At 61.8% G+C, this 14349-nt stretch carries 15 protein-coding genes; 8 read left to right on the top strand and 7 right to left on the bottom strand.

Annotated features, from left to right (window positions below):
* Window positions 1–54 precede the first annotated feature (54 nt).
* From AC1DEK_RS10710 to AC1DEK_RS10695, 4 genes are read right to left on the bottom strand one after another with little or no spacing between them, the layout of a single operon-like run.
* A complete protein-coding gene (locus AC1DEK_RS10710) occupies window positions 55–1008 on the bottom strand; it encodes a PD-(D/E)XK motif protein (RefSeq protein ID WP_478125197.1) in 954 nt (317 codons plus the stop codon).
* Entirely contained in the window at window positions 1001–3319 is a 2319-nt protein-coding gene (locus AC1DEK_RS10705; RefSeq protein ID WP_478125196.1) for a Z1 domain-containing protein, read from the bottom strand. The genes AC1DEK_RS10710 and AC1DEK_RS10705 overlap by 8 nt, the downstream gene beginning before the upstream one ends.
* Entirely contained in the window at window positions 3319–5349 is a 2031-nt protein-coding gene (locus tag AC1DEK_RS10700) for an ATP-binding protein (RefSeq protein WP_478125195.1), read from the bottom strand. The genes AC1DEK_RS10705 and AC1DEK_RS10700 overlap by 1 nt, the downstream gene beginning before the upstream one ends.
* Window positions 5346–7010, bottom strand: a complete 1665-nt coding sequence (locus tag AC1DEK_RS10695) for a DNA cytosine methyltransferase (RefSeq protein WP_478125194.1) — start codon at window positions 7008–7010, stop codon at window positions 5346–5348. Before AC1DEK_RS10695 ends, AC1DEK_RS10700 begins: the two co-directional genes overlap by 4 nt.
* 308 nt (window positions 7011–7318) lie before the next feature.
* On the opposite strand from AC1DEK_RS10695, the gene AC1DEK_RS10690 reads away from it, so the two are divergent.
* Window positions 7319–7735, top strand: a complete 417-nt coding sequence (locus AC1DEK_RS10690) for a very short patch repair endonuclease (protein WP_478125193.1) — start codon at window positions 7319–7321, stop codon at window positions 7733–7735.
* Window positions 7736–7964: 229 nt separating this feature from the next.
* Here the strand turns inward: AC1DEK_RS10690 and AC1DEK_RS10685 are convergent, their stop codons facing one another.
* Window positions 7965–8693, bottom strand: a complete 729-nt coding sequence (locus tag AC1DEK_RS10685; RefSeq protein WP_478125192.1) for an NYN domain-containing protein — start codon at window positions 8691–8693, stop codon at window positions 7965–7967.
* A 79-nt stretch (window positions 8694–8772) separates the two neighbouring features.
* Here AC1DEK_RS10685 and AC1DEK_RS10680 point away from each other — a divergent pair, with 79 nt between their 5' ends.
* Window positions 8773–9090 carry a DUF4357 domain-containing protein gene (locus AC1DEK_RS10680; RefSeq protein ID WP_478125191.1) on the top strand — a complete coding sequence of 106 codons (318 nt, stop codon included), beginning with the start codon at window positions 8773–8775 and terminating at the stop codon, window positions 9088–9090.
* A gap of 35 nt (window positions 9091–9125) precedes the next feature.
* On the opposite strand, the gene AC1DEK_RS10675 is transcribed toward AC1DEK_RS10680, so the two are convergent.
* A complete protein-coding gene (locus tag AC1DEK_RS10675) occupies window positions 9126–9353 on the bottom strand; it encodes a helix-turn-helix domain-containing protein (protein ID WP_478125190.1) in 228 nt (75 codons plus the stop codon).
* Window positions 9354–9463: 110 nt separating this feature from the next.
* Here AC1DEK_RS10675 and AC1DEK_RS10670 point away from each other — a divergent pair, with 110 nt between their 5' ends.
* From AC1DEK_RS10670 to AC1DEK_RS10655, 4 genes are read left to right on the top strand one after another with little or no spacing between them, the layout of a single operon-like run.
* Window positions 9464–10204 carry a Bug family tripartite tricarboxylate transporter substrate binding protein gene (locus AC1DEK_RS10670; RefSeq protein WP_478125189.1) on the top strand — a complete coding sequence of 247 codons (741 nt, stop codon included), beginning with the start codon at window positions 9464–9466 and terminating at the stop codon, window positions 10202–10204.
* A gap of 14 nt (window positions 10205–10218) precedes the next feature.
* Window positions 10219–11157 carry a pseudouridine-5'-phosphate glycosidase gene (locus tag AC1DEK_RS10665; RefSeq protein WP_478125188.1) on the top strand — a complete coding sequence of 313 codons (939 nt, stop codon included), beginning with the start codon at window positions 10219–10221 and terminating at the stop codon, window positions 11155–11157.
* A 42-nt stretch (window positions 11158–11199) separates the two neighbouring features.
* Entirely contained in the window at window positions 11200–11472 is a 273-nt protein-coding gene (locus tag AC1DEK_RS10660) for a hypothetical protein (protein ID WP_478125187.1), read from the top strand.
* Window positions 11473–11521: 49 nt separating this feature from the next.
* A complete protein-coding gene (locus AC1DEK_RS10655; protein WP_478125186.1) occupies window positions 11522–12250 on the top strand; it encodes a glutathione S-transferase in 729 nt (242 codons plus the stop codon).
* Between the two features lie 30 nt (window positions 12251–12280).
* Here AC1DEK_RS10655 and rsmI read toward each other — a convergent pair whose 3' ends face one another.
* Window positions 12281–13216, bottom strand: coding sequence for a 16S rRNA (cytidine(1402)-2'-O)-methyltransferase (gene rsmI / locus AC1DEK_RS10650; RefSeq protein ID WP_478125185.1), 936 nt, complete (start codon window positions 13214–13216; stop codon window positions 12281–12283).
* Between rsmI and AC1DEK_RS10645 the strand changes: the two genes are divergently transcribed.
* Window positions 13216–13614, top strand: coding sequence for a YraN family protein (locus tag AC1DEK_RS10645; RefSeq protein ID WP_478125290.1), 399 nt, complete (start codon window positions 13216–13218; stop codon window positions 13612–13614). The genes rsmI and AC1DEK_RS10645 overlap by 1 nt on opposite strands.
* 84 nt (window positions 13615–13698) lie before the next feature.
* Entirely contained in the window at window positions 13699–14334 is a 636-nt protein-coding gene (locus tag AC1DEK_RS10640) for an SIS domain-containing protein (protein ID WP_478125184.1), read from the top strand.
* Window positions 14335–14349 lie beyond the last annotated feature (15 nt).

Here is a 14349-nt window from a genome sequence, read left to right as displayed (position 1 = left end):
GGCACGGCGCGCACGATCATGGAAAATTCCTGGCGGTGCCAGTGGGGTCGTGCGTCAGACCCTCTCAAGAATCTGCCGGACTTCCATAACTTCGAGGGAGGGCAGGCTTCCCACATTGATGCTGTACTTGATGCCAGTGACGCCCAACGGTGGTACGTAGTCATCGGGGAGCCGCGGAAATGATCCGGCCACCTCGAACACATGGACATAGCGGAAGGTGAATCTCAGGAGGGCGCCGGTCTGCCTGAGTCCTTCATGCCAGCCGAGCTGGGACAGCCGCGAATCAAAGACGTCGAGCGCATGCCCATCGCTTCCCAGCTTCTCACGAATTTCATCTATGCGGTCTGCGAGCGTTTCATCACCACCCAGACTTCTCTCAAGCAGGACGCTGATGAAGAGGAGGCGCTTGCCGGCGGGGACTCGAAGCTGATCGAGGCGAGAGATTTCATGCCTCGGCTCTGACTTCGTCGTGGTTTTCACCTCCACGTGAACACTCTGTCCCACGAAGTCGTGGCGTTCGCTTTCGGGACCACTCCACAGGTGACAAGCCCGCGCGCCGAGTGTCGGGAAAAGGACGTTGGAAAGCACCCATAGTTCACCGAAAAGACCGATCTGTTCACTCGTGCCCAGCTCAGGAACGAGCGTGCGCAGCGCTGCGCGTATGTCATCGATGGTCCGCTCGACCGATACGGCCGGATCGCGCCCTTCAGTGCGAATCCCATGAAGGACCTTGTTGGCGATCAGCGTGAGCAACTCTTCATGATGACTGCGGGCTGAGATGTCGATCCAGATCTGTTCGCCCTCCAGGATACGAACCTGGATGCTCTGCAGGTCCGGAGGCAGGCTTGGCGGGGCCAAGTCGATGGCCAGCAGAAGGTGCAGCCGACCGTCTTCAGAAACACCGATGAGTCTGGTGTCGCAATCGTCGTCAGCCTGTTCGTAAATGGTCTCGTGAGGAGGGCGCTCTTCACGCAGTCTGGCCCATCGCTGCTGCGTGATTTCAGTCACTACGAAGTCCCCGGTTTACGACGACACGCTGTTCGCCGTCAGTGGTCCGAGGCAGTGACAGAGCGACACCGAGTACGGCCTGTGTCGGCGAGCGTAGCGGTTCCGGATCGAGGGGGTAAAGCAGCAGCAGACCCTGTTGAGCAGGGCGATCCTCACGCATGGACTTCGCGCTGAACCCGGCGGCCGCCCGATAGTTTCCGGGTCCCCCGTGCAGGTCGACACCCTCATGACGCGGATCGATAAGAATGCCGATCGACTCGTTGGCCTGCAACGAGCGACGCACAAGGCCGAAAGGCTTTCCTCCCAGGAGAACTTGACGTTCACGATTTGGACTGGCTACGAAAACCGTCCAGTTCACCAGCTCGCCGGCTTCCGTACGCTCCAGAATCCAGTCGGCAATCTCGGATCCCTGAAACGCAATGCTGTTCGGATGTCCTTCATAGCGACGCAAAAAGAGCGCGATGTCTTCGGCAGGCACATCGTGCGCGATTGCGCCGCCGTGTGCGTCCTGGGTCGGGGGATGCTGGCGCAGCAGCTCTGAGGCCAGATCCAGATTCCGCTCCAGCAAATCTCTGTCGTACAAGGGAAACAGAATGGTCTGGGGGTTTTCGCCGGACCAGGAGCGAGCGTCATCCGTCTGCATCCTGCTCTTGTTCTTGCTGGTGAGCAGGAGCTTTGAATGTGCGCGCATCCGGATGGCCATCTGGTCAGGGCGTCGGCCGGCCTTGTTCAGTGCCGTGATCGAATCCCGCAAGGACTCTTCCACCAGAGCCAGCTCTACGAACCACTGTGCTATGCCTTCTGTGGTCCAGATGCGAATCAGGTCGTCATACCCTGCGCGGAACCCGTACCAGCGGGCCATCTGAAGCAGGGCATCAGCAAGAGTAGTGGTGCGCAGAAAGTAGGCGACAGTCAGGCCTTCGAGCGTCAGACCACGCGAAAGGCGGTTGCCGCCGACGGCCACGAGCTGCCGTCCGGGCTTGTCGTCGTACTCGAGTTCTTCGCCTGTCTTGCTGTTCAGTACCACAACATCCAGACGAGCCAAGTTGTTGATGGCCTCCTCGAGAACGGTCTCCTCAGTGCTAGGCAGTTCGACCGTACCCAGTCCGGCCAACGTTGACCGGAACATCTGTTTCAGCACGCCGGGCTCGGCTTCCTCGTGATGGAACCAGTTCCGGATCTGCTCCTTGATGGCTGCACCGATACGCCGCTGATCCTGTTGAAGCTGGGATACATGCACAAGCATCGTGTGCGGCTTGCCTGACTGACCCCGCAGCAGTCTGATTGCACCGACAAGCGCAAACGTCAGCAGGGCATCGGCAAGCGACTGCGGCAGGTCGAGCGGCCCTCTGGCAACGACGGCTTCACTTTTCCTGCGCTGCTTCGGCTTCAGTGCCTTTACGTCCGCCGGGTCCACCGGACGCAGGACATCGCGCCCCAGGGCGCTTGTACCGAAGAGTTCCTCTGTACCGGTATAGCCGTCGGGACGCGGGAGCTGAACGACAAAGTCCTTGGGAAAAAGGTCTTCGCCCACCTGACTGTCGCTCGCGTCGGGATCAATAAGGATATTCGCGAACGGGGTTGCCGTGTAGGCAATGTAGGTGGCCCGCGGGATCTTTCTCAGGATGTCCCGGATCAGTTCGTTGGTCAGCGACGGAGCTGTGTCGTCATCCGGGGCAGCCTCCTTGTCGATACTTGGATCGCGGCGATTTCCGCGTGTGTTGATGGATGCCTGGTCGGCCTCGTCATCGATGAGGAGAACCGGTACCTCTCCGAGTCGACCTTCCAGTTGACGGAACCACTGGTTGAGTCTGTTAAGGATTGGCGTGATCTTCTTTGCGACGATTAGCACAGTGCCTGTCGATGCAAATCCGTCAGCGACTGCCGGGACCTGAAAGTCGCTGGTCTCGTCGGTCAACGTGATCCAGTCGACGCCAACGCCGGCAAGCTCCTGATCCAGCCGCCGCTGGGTTTGGTTGCGAAGAGAGTCGTGGATGCCTGAAAGCACAATGATCAGGCGGTACCCGACATCGGCAGCACGTGCTGCAACAGCAGTGAAGTTTGCCGTCTTGCCGGACTGGACGTAGCCGACCACCAAACCGCGACACCTGAATTCCGGACGACCTACCGGCGTGGTCTTCGAAATGATCCGAAGCGATTCTTCCGCGACCGACGCGATCTGGTGAGGCTTCCACTTGGGCAGGGACCGGAGATACGCTTCATGCCGGGACCAGTTTTTCCAGATGGTCCCGTCCGTCCAGAGGGCAAGCCTGGGCTTCAGAGCATGGAGCTGCGGCAGTTTGACGGCCATCAGGCCTTCGCCAGTAGGTCGGGAACCCCTGCCGTCTCGAGCACCCGAAGGAATTCGGAAAGCGCGGCCTTCGCGTCGGCATCCTTGTCGAGAATTTGCACGAGCGCTACCAGCGTCGGCACAAGCGGCGTAACTTCAACTTCCTCGCCTTTGAATCCGAGTTTGCGCTGCCATGGCGTGGACCCGCTGCTGACAATGCGAACCGATGTCCTTTCCTTTTTGGGCGCAACGACTGCAGGCGTTTCATTGACGGGGACCCCTCCTGGAGTCGACGCCGGAGGCATAACGCCGCCGGTTGAAGGCGTACCTGTCGGCGAGGTTCCGGAGGAGCGGTTCTTGCCGACAGTGCTCGATGGCGTGGCTGCGGGTTTCTCCTTCTTGTCATATCGGGCACGAGCTGCGGCGCGAGGAGCCTTTAGAAGCTCCTTGAGCGGCTCGGTGACGGCAAACGGCAGGCGGACAAGCTGCTTGCTGATATCCACCTGCAGCTGCTCTTCAGCGGTCCGGTCGAAGTCGACGGCGACGCGAAGCAGCTTGGTGTGCTCGTCCTTGGCAAACAGCTCTTCCCACCCGCCCCACTTGATGAGCCGGTCAAGGCGGTAGAAGTAGAAGCCCTGGGCATCGTTGGCTCGACCGTTCAGGCTCAGGCGCTCCCGCTCAACGCGTTGCTCCAGAGGGCGCAGCGGCTTGATATATTCCTCGAACTCGGCCTCGTTCGGCGTGACATGCGCGCGAACGTAGAGAACCGGCGCCTTGTCCGGGGTCAGTCCCTGGAGTTCGATACGGCGCTCGTCAAATTCCGTCGTGAGCGGATGACCCATCGGATTGTTGGGCCGCAACGTGTCGTTGTTTAACCGAATGACGACCTTTTCACGCCCCTGCACCTTGCCTTCGAGATAGCGGTGGAAAACTAGCTCGAGGTGGCCCTTGATCGCTGCAAGCTCCTGCGCATATGGCGACTCACCCCGGCCTCGGGTCGGTTCCATCGCCGGGCGCATCAGCGTGAGCAGCACTGCGGTGCCTGATTCCCCGATCTCGACTGCAGAGGAATGCTCGGGCGCTACCGGGTCGCTCAGAAGCTCCCAGCGTCGCGTCTTCGCAAGGTGATCTTTATCCCACGTAAGCGTGCCGACCTTGTCTCCTGCTGCCTTCGACACCACCGTAAGGCGATCTGCCTGAGACCATGCGGCACCCTTAAGTCCGTAGCCGAACTTGCCCAGGTCGGCGTCGTCGTAGTCACGCTGATGCCCGATCTTCATCGCATTGCGCAGACCGGCGGAAGTCATACCGGTACCGTCATCGCGGATACACATCCACCGCCCGCCCTCGTTCGGGCTCGGGAAGGTGATGCAGATTTCCCGTGCCCCATGCGAAAGGCTGTTGTCTACCAAGTCGGCAACAGCGCTCGCGAGGCTGTGGCCGGCGCGCGCCAGGATCTTGAACAGGCCGAGCGGATCAGGTGCGACGTCATCGTAGTTGTTGCTGCTGACGACTTGTGTTTGTGACGTCTCGGACACTGTTTCTGCCTCCTTGAATAGCTGCGGGAAGTGCTCTGCAAGCACGGCTTGGCAGTGCTCGCCTTCATCACCGTACAACGCGATCATTGCGGACTTGCCGAGCCGTGCACTCTCCCCGTGGCTGAGGATCGCGGTGCCCGCAGGGTGGTCAGCGGGAATGACGGTCCATGATGCCTTTGCCGGGGTAGTCGAGGCGTCGGCGACCATTGCGAACAGGACGCCGGGATCGACAAAGCCATAGTAGGAGGTGGTCGGACAATCGCCTTCGAATCTCCAGTTCCTGTGCTGACGCTTGAGCCACGATGCGACTTCGATGACTGTGTTCTCGTCTTCCAGGCGTCGGCAGTGGATGGAGATGGTGTCCGAGTCCTTCGCGGAAGGGAAAACCCGGTCGACTACATCCCAGTCGAAGTTGATTGCGCGCTGTTTTGCGCGTTCTTTCCCCTGACGGCGGTATTCGTGAAACATGCCGAGTTCGGAATGAGTCAGCAGTCGGAGGATCGTGAACTTCACTTTGTTCCTTCGGTGGTCTTGATCTGCGATGGAGTCAAGCCGAACAGCGCCACACGCATGTCCGGTGTTGCAGGGGCACCCAGCGACTCCCGGATGCCGCGCGCGATGGCATACGCAAAGAGCGGAGGTACCGCGTTGCCGATCTGCTTGAAGGCCGGATTCATCGAGCCCTTGAAAACGAAGCCGTCCGGGAAAGATTGCAGGCGGGCCGCCTCGCGAACCGTGATGGGGCGTGCCTGATCGGCGTCAAAGTGGATGTGGGAGTAAGAATCCTTGCCAAGGTGCGCCATCAGCGTGCGCACAGGAGCGTCGGGTCGGAGCTTCCACCACTTGTTGGGGAACTTGGACGGATCGTAGGGGATGCGCCAGGATGTGATGAAGTCCCTGACATCCGGATCCCGGGGACTGGTCGGCAGGCCGCGCTGCTTCCGACCTGAAAGCCAGGTTGCAATCTTCTGCTCGACATAGGCATGAACCTGCGGGTACTCCCAACCCGGCTCGATCTCGGCAAAGATTTTGTAGTCACGCGGCAGGTACCGGAATACATGACCGGTTGTGGCCCGGGTCGCAAAACCCTGCCACTCCCGCATCAGCCGCGAGTAGGCTGTCGCAGGCTTTTTCGTCGTGTAGTCGACGGGTTTCGACGGGTCCTTTGCTCCACGCCGGATAGCCCCCGTACGCAGCATCTCTTCTGCGTACAGGTGCGGCAGATCTGCAAGGGCCGCGGAGGCCGATGTGGCGGCTGGAGCGTCGGGTGCTGGATCCGGAATCCAGCGGTGGTGCTCCGAGCCTTCGGCTTTCAGCACGCGCCTCGCAGCGTTCTTGGAACTGGTGTAGCCGGACGGCAAGACCAGATGATGCGTCGGCACCGGAAAACGTGGCCTGATGCCGGTCGATCGGTGAAAGCCGACAAGAATCATTCGCTCCCGCATTTGCGGAACTCCGTACCAGACGGAGTTCAGCAGCGTATAGGCAACGTCGTAGCCCTCTTGGGCAAGGCTCTTCGAGACCAACTCGGCCACGTTTGTGCCACCGTGATTGAGGATGTCCGGCACGTTTTCCATCAGGAGCGCTACCGGCTTCGTCGCCCGGATGAATGCAACGTACCGTTCCCACAGGCTCACCCGTCCGTCGACGAGGAACGCATGGTCTGCTGTTACCTCTTCGCGTAGCCGGGCCTGCTCGCGGAGCTTGGCCCGCCCCACACGTGCGAAGGCCTGACACGGCGGGCCTCCAACCAGTACATCGATCTGGTTGTCTGTCGCACCCCCGAGTTCAAGATCGGCAAACACGGTATCTGCCGTTTCTGTGACCGCATCACGCGCTGCATGATGCGCAGCTCGATCGCCACCTGTGGAGCGCGGCCCGAAATTGGCGCCATGGGAGCGTGCGGCCCAGGGATCGCTTTCGATGGAAGCTACGGGCGTGAAACCTGCAGTGAGGAAGCCAAGCGAAATTCCGCCGCATCCGGCAAACATGTCCATGTAGCGGATCTCGCCGCCCGCCTGGATGCGTTGCAGCTTGCTGCGGATCAGCTCATCGTCAGAGTTCCACGCAGGCGATGCTTTACCGGGGGAAAGGGGCCGGTCGGCACGCGGTGCGCGGGGCTTTTCGTACGTCTTGCTGGGCTGCGATTTCTGCAGAACGTTTTGGATGGACATCCGGTATCTCTCATAAGGAACATGCGCCAGGGCTGCCTGCACAGGTCGACTTGGACGGGGCGTCTCAGGCCTGTTCATGCGGCGCGCCGCAGCCCAGATTGACAATGCGTCAACCGGGGCGGTGCGCTGCTTCGTCACAGAGTGTAATGAAGCCGCAGGCAGGTCTGAGGTCTGCGGCTGGCAAGAAGCGGACCGGATGGATTTACGGAGGAGGGAACGGATGCCGGTGTCGATTGAGTTCAGGATTCCCTGCATGCCCCGGAGCTGCATCGCGTCTAATATGAATTCGCATATCCGAAGGTGATCTGATGGATATCGTCTCTCCCGAAAAGCGTTCCCGGATGATGGCTGGCATCAAGGGAAAGAACACCAAGCCGGAAAGAGTAGTCCGGAAGCTGGTTCATGGAATGGGATTTCGTTTCCGACTTCATCGGAAAGATCTGCCTGGTTCTCCAGATCTTGTTTTCCCGCGAATGCGAAGAGTGATTTTTGTGCATGGCTGCTTCTGGCACCGGCACCCCGGATGCAGACTTGCCTACACACCAAAATCAAATACTCAGTTCTGGATCGACAAACTGGAAGCTAACACGCGCCGCGACGCCCAGGCCCTGAAAGCGCTAGATGCCCTTGGTTGGGAGGTTCTGATGGTTTGGGAGTGTGAGGTTTCCAATCTGCCCGCGCTCGCCCAGAAGCTGAATTTGTTTCTTGCTGCAGAGCTTCGCTGAACCACTGAAGCTTTGGCCGACCACAGATGAAAAGGGCCGGGTGGCGCTGGCACACTGATGCAAGTGTGGGCCGCACGCGCCAGAGTTCCGTAAAGCGGCCATACCGGCCGACGCCGGTCGCTGGACCCAACGACAACATCGTGCCAGTAAGAGTGAGCGCGATGGCTCGCGGTCAACGTTTGCAATTGCTGCATAAGAAGGTCCGGCTCAAGGCCCGATAGCCGTCGGTTCATCGCAAACGGACTTCAACGTGTACAAAGCCTGTGCTATCTGGCGCTTCCAGAACGTCAAGATAAGGTTGCGCGCGGACGAGTTCGCTGAGCTTCTTGAAGCCGTAGTTTCTCGGATCGAATGACGTATGCGTCTTGCTCACGAGGCCACCAACTGTCGATAGTCGGGACCACCCGCTATCCCGGGTCGTCTCGCGTATGGCATGTGTGAGCAATTCTCTGAGATCCGGAACGTCCGGTACCTGCACTGGGGCCGCAGCTTCCACGGGCCTCTTCAGGACCTCGAAGAAAATGAACTTGTCGCATGCGGCGATGAAGGGCTCTGGGGTCTTCCGCTCGCCCAGGCCATACACGATCTTCCCGGCCTCTCGGAGTCGCGTGGCGAGGCGGGTGAAGTCGCTGTCGCTCGAGACCAAGCAGAAGCCGTCAACGTTGCCAGCGTACAGAAGGTCCATCGCATCGATGATGAACGCAGAGTCCGTCGAATTCTTGCCCTGCGTATAGGCAAACTGCTGGATAGGCTGGATGGCGTGCCGATGAAGGTGAGCTTTCCAGCCAACAAGGTTCTGGGTGGTCCAGTCGCCAAATGCACGCTTGACCGTCGCGGTGCCGTACTTGGCAACTTCCTCAAGAAGTTCCTTGGCCACCGATGCAGACGCATTGTCTGCATCGATGAGCACGGCCAAGCGGTTTACCTCAGCGTTCGCCAAGAAAATTCTCGAAATCATTCATCGGCTCCATGCTGCCACAAAGTGCCAGTGAACCCGCCCGACGATCCTCTGAGGCTCACTCCTTCATTGGGAGGGGGTGGATGGCACATACACGCGCCTATTCGAGGAGCTAGTCAAGGCCGGCGTGCTTGCTCCAACGGCCGACGGTAGGCACAACGAGTTCACAAAGAGCTACGCTTTCTCCAGCCCAAGCGCAGCTGCAGCGATCGTGGCGGGGCGAACCTCAAGCGGTCGCACCCATTGGGTGGTCGAGGGATCCGGTAAGACATACGCCGAGTGGCAAGCAGAACAGGTCGGACAGTGCCAACTCTTAGCCAAGCGGATCAAGAAGGCGCTGCTCCGACTTAGCGGGATGAATCGCAGCGTGGGACGCCGGGCTCGTGCTAGAGGCTGAGCCGATCGAACCGAACCGAACCGAACTGAAAGCAATCAGTAGCCACGAACCATCTCGAACAGGTCGAACACCGTCAATTCGAATGCGTTCGCGATGACTTCCATCGCGTTCAGGGTTGGATTTGCGCGTCCGTTCTCGATGCGGCTCAGATAGGTCTGATAGAAGCCGCAGCGCTCGCTGAACTCGACTTGGCTCAAGCCGGCTTCTTCGCGCAAGTCGCGCACACACTCTCCGAATCGTTGGGCAAGGGTCTTTTTTTTCACCCTTGGGAATCTCCGCGCTATGCTCTAATTCGCATAAACACTAATTCGCATAACTTGGCGTCTGCAGCCGTGAGCGATAGCAACAGAACCTTCGCCAGAGCCTAGTCAGTTTGTGCTGCAGAGAGAGCCGTTCGCCTTTCCTTCAACGACACCAGGGAGTCGCCTTGCAACAACTGCGCAGACACTTATCTCTTGCTGCCACATCATCGACCGAGCCGACCGCTCTTGCCCGTGAGCCCGCCGATTCGGCTTACCCGACAAGACCCATCCGCATCGTCCTCGGCTCATCGCGCAACAGCGCCATCGAAACCATCGCGAAGGTCTTCGCCAGCAGGCTCGGAGTCGAACTAGGGCAGCCTGTAATGATCGACAGCAGACCCGACATGGGCGGCACGCTCGCCCTCGCCGCAGTGGGGCGTTCAGCGCCGGACGGACACACGCTGCTGATGACCGGCACTACGACGATGTCGATCGCGCCGCACCTCTACAACAAGATCGAGCACGACCCGCGCGAGGACTTCGTGCCCGTGGCGCTGGTCAGCCTATTGCCATGTGGCATGGCGGTGAATTCGTCCATGCCCAGGACAGACCTCCAGGATCACATCGAGTGGCTGAAGAACAGCGGCGGAAAGGTCGACGGCATCTACGCACCCCCTGGTACGTCCGGCGCGATCGTCGACGAGCTAGCCGATGCGATCAAGCGCGCGATCCATACGGCCGACGTGCGGGCGCAATTGGCAAAGCAGGGCGTCGACCTCGTGCTTCTCACGGGGCCCGCGGTCCGTGCCTTCCTCGACCAGGAAGATGAGAGCCGACTTGCGGCTCGCAGTAGCTCTCCCCGCCGACTTTGATCATGATGGCGGGCATGGCAATTACCGACCTCGCCCGCTCCTGGCTAACCTTCAGCGCCCCCGTAGCCGCAGCGCGCGTCGCCGGCCGCCCCATCGTCGCGCTCGAATCAACCATCATCGCCCACGGCATGCCGTACCCGGACAACGTCCGCACGGCACGCGAAGTCGAAGCCCTGATCCGCGCCCTAGGCGCCGAGCCCGCAACGATCGCAGTGATCGACGGCCGCATCCGCATTGGCCTCTCCGACGAAGAACTCGAACTTCTCGGCCGCTCCAAAGAAGCCCAGAAAGTCAGCCGCCGAGACCTCCCAGCCGTCCTCGCCAGCGGCGGACTCGGCGCCACCACGGTAGCCGGCACGATGATCTGCGCGGCGCTGGCCGGCATCGAAGTCTTCGTCACCGGCGGCATCGGCGGTGTGCACCGCGGTGCATCGGAAAGCTTCGACATCTCCGCCGACCTGCAAGAGCTGGCGCGAACGTCGGTGGCCGTGGTCTGCGCAGGCGCAAAGTCGATCCTCGACATCGGCCTCACGCTCGAATACCTGGAAACCCACGGTGTCCCGGTGCTCAGTTGCGAGCAGGACAACTTCGCGGCCTTCTACACGCGCGACAGCGGCTTTCGTGCCGACTACAGGCTCGACGACGCCGAAGCGCAAGCCCGTTTCATCCGGACGAAGTGGGACCTCGGCCTCGCAGGCGGCGTGGTGCTGAGCACGCCAGTCCCGCAAGCGTCTGCGATGCCCCGCGAGGAGATCGACGCCCTGACTGAGCAGGCACTCGAAGAGGCGAAGGCGCAGAACATCACGGGCAAGGCGGTGACGCCTTTCCTGCTGGCGCGCATCAAGGCGCTGACGGGCGGTCGCAGCCTCGCCACCAACATTGCACTCGTGAAGCACAACGCCGAAGTGGGCGCGAGGCTGGCGCTGGCCTTGGCGGCCCTGCAGGCTCGCTAACATGCCCTCCTGAACGATCAACCCACAGGGAGCACAAGCCGCATGACCAACGAGAACGAGAGCAACCGAAGAGCCGAGCTGAAGAAGATGACGCTCTGCGCATCCTGCGCAGGCATCCAGCGCAACTGGCGCCGCGCGCCGGGGCACGCCGAACTCGTGCAGTCATCCAGCCGCAAAGCCGAGCGCAGCGACCCCGACGGCGGCAGCCATACGGTCACGCTCACCAGCTATCGCTGCGACGCTTGCGGCACACGCTGGGAATACGAGAACGACAAGACGAACCAGCAGGCGGGCTGGTCGGTGGTCGGGCAATAGGCTCGGTCGGCCGCTCGGTGACCGCTTCTTTCGCGGAGGCTCCATTTCCATGGCTTACCAACTCCACTATTGGCCTTCGATTCAGGGCCGCGGCGAATTCGTACGTCTGGCGCTGGAGGCGGCGGGCGCTCCCTACATCGACGTCGCGCGCGAGCCTTCGTCCAAAGGCGGCGGCGAAGCCGCGTTGATGCGCAAGCTCAACGACCCCGGCAATCCGCACCCATCCTTCGCGCCGCCTTTTCTGATCGACGGCGATGTTGTCGTCGGCCAAACGGCCGCGATCCTGCTCTACCTTGGCCCGAAGCTGGGACTGTCCGGCGCCAGCGAAGCCGACGCGCTCTGGACACATCAACTGCAACTCACCATCGCCGATGCCGTTGCGGAGGCCCACGACACGCATCATCCGCTCTCGACCGGCCTCTACTTCGAAGACCAGCGCGATGCGGCACTGGCGCGCTCGAAAGCATTCCGCGACGAGCGGATTCCGAAGTTCCTCGGCTGGTTCGAAAAGATCCTGCAGCGCAATCCGTCAGGCGATCTGCATCTGGTCGGTGATTCGCTGACCTATGCCGACCTGTCGCTGTTTCAGCTGGTGGCCGGTCTTCGCTATGCGTTTCCGAAGGCGACGGCGAGAGCGCTGACGAAGACGCCCGGTGTCGCCAAGCTGCATGCCAACGTGGCGCGTCGGCAGCGGGTGCATGAATACCTTCAGAGCCCGCGCCGGATTCCGTTCAACGAGGACGGCATCTTCCGGGCGTATCCCGAACTGGATGGCTGATTCGGGCGATTGGCAACCGGCGAGCGGCGCTCAGTCGTCTTGCGCCTCGCGCATCCGCAGTCCGGCCTCATAGAGCGCATTGCGCGGAGCGCCGCTGATTTCGGCGGCCAGTCGCACAGCACTCTTCAACGGCAGTTCGGCGAGCAGCAAGCGCAGCACGCGTTCGCCCTCCGCGCCATCGTCAACCGCGGCAGGTTTCGGATGCAGCACCAACGCAAATTCCCCGCGTGTTCGATCGCGGCTCTCCGCGAACCAGCCGGGCAGCGCGTCGGCGGCGACCGTGGCGATCTCCTCGAACTGCTTCGTCAATTCGCGCCCGACCGTCACGCGCCGTTCGCCCAGTGTCGCGAGCGAACGCGCCAGCGCCTCGATGCGGTGAGGCGCTTCGAGCAGCACCACGCTCCGCGGCTCATTGGCAAGCGCAAGCACGGCAGCATCGCGCTCGCCAGCTTTGCTCGGCAGAAATCCCGCAAAGACAAATGCGCTGGCCTGATCGCCGTCTGCAACCAGACCCGCCGCGCCGACGAGGGTTGTCACGCTGCTCGCGCCTGGCAACGGAAGCACACGGTGGCCGGCGTCACGCACGGCCGCTACCAGCCGCGCGCCGGGATCGCTGACGCCCGGCGTACCGGCATCGCTGACATAGGCGATGCGCTCACCATTCGCGAGCCGCGCGATGACGGACTGCGCGGCCTCGGCCTCGTTGTGCTGGTGCACGGCCATCAAGCCTGCGGACGGCCGGTCGATGCCATAGGCACGCAGCAGGCTCTGCGTATGCCGGGTGTCCTCGCATGCCACGGCATCGACGATCTGCAGCACGTGCAACGCGCGAAGGGTGATGTCGGCGAGGTTGCCGATGGGCGTGGCGACGACGTAGAGCGTCGCCTGCGGATAATGCTGCGCGCCCGCGGCATCGCTTGCGGCTTGCAGAGCGGTGCCAAACGAAGCGGGAGCGAATGAGTTCAATGGGTTTTCTCCAGAACAAGACAACAGGGACGTCGTCCAGCGTGACGACCAAACAGCGCGGCGATGCGGCCGAGGACGCCGCGCTCGAGCATCTCGAGGCAGCAGGCCTGCGCCTGGTCGTGCGCAATTATCGAACGCCCGGGCGCGGCGGTGGCGAGATCGACTTGATCATGCGAGATCCGCGCGACGGCACACTGGTCTTCGTTGAAGTCCGCCGGCGCACCGCTGCAACGCACGGTGGTGCTGGCGGAAGCATCACGGGCGTGAAGCAGCGGCGCATTGTCTTCGCGGCTCGTCACTACATCAGCGGCCTTCGGGCACTGCCGCCTTGCCGATTCGACGTTGTGCTGATCGAGGAGGAAGTCGAGTGGATCCAGGGCGCCTTTGACGCAGCTTGATTCGGGGCTGAACACCTTGCGGTGGCTCGGTGTTCACCCTTTGTTCATGAGCCGAACACTCACGCGCAGTTATCATGCCGCCCCATGCTTGAGCAACGGATCCAGCAGCATTTCATCGACAGCGCCGACCTGAAGTACCAGGCGGGCCCTCTCCTCGGTAAACCAGTTTCCCAGGCCATGCAGGCTCTGCTTGCGTGCGTCACCAGCGGCGGCAAGATTCTCGCGTGCGGCGCGGGCGTTTCGAGCTTTCTGGCGTCGCAGTTCGCAGCGCAGTTCGTCGGCCGCTTCGAGCGCGAGCGCCCCGAGTTGGCTGCGATCGCCTTCACCTGCGACGCCACCGACCCCGCCGCCGACACGGTTGATGCACCAGACGCAGACCGCTATGCGCGGCAGGTCCGCGCGCTGGGGCAAGCCGGCGACGTGCTTCTCGCCCTGAGCGCGAGCGGCCAGTCGGCCTCGGTGCTCGCCGCGGTCGAAGCCGCCCATGCGCGGGACATGACGGTCGTCGCGCTTCTCGGCAACGCCGCCAACTCTGGCGGTGGCCCAGGTGGCGCCGTCGGCCGGGCGCTGCGCGAAACGGACGTGCAAATCTGCGTGCCGCACGAGCGCGCCGCGCGCATCCACGAAATCCATCTGCTCGTCCTGCATTGCCTGTGCGACGGCGTGGACGCGCAACTGCTCGGTGATCAGGACAGCGATTCGTCCCTGCTGTCTCCCTGACCCGCGCTGTTTCTC

This window comes from Variovorax sp. 10N420 (genome assembly GCF_056394705.1).
This window is presented reverse-complemented; position numbering and strand designations above follow the sequence as displayed.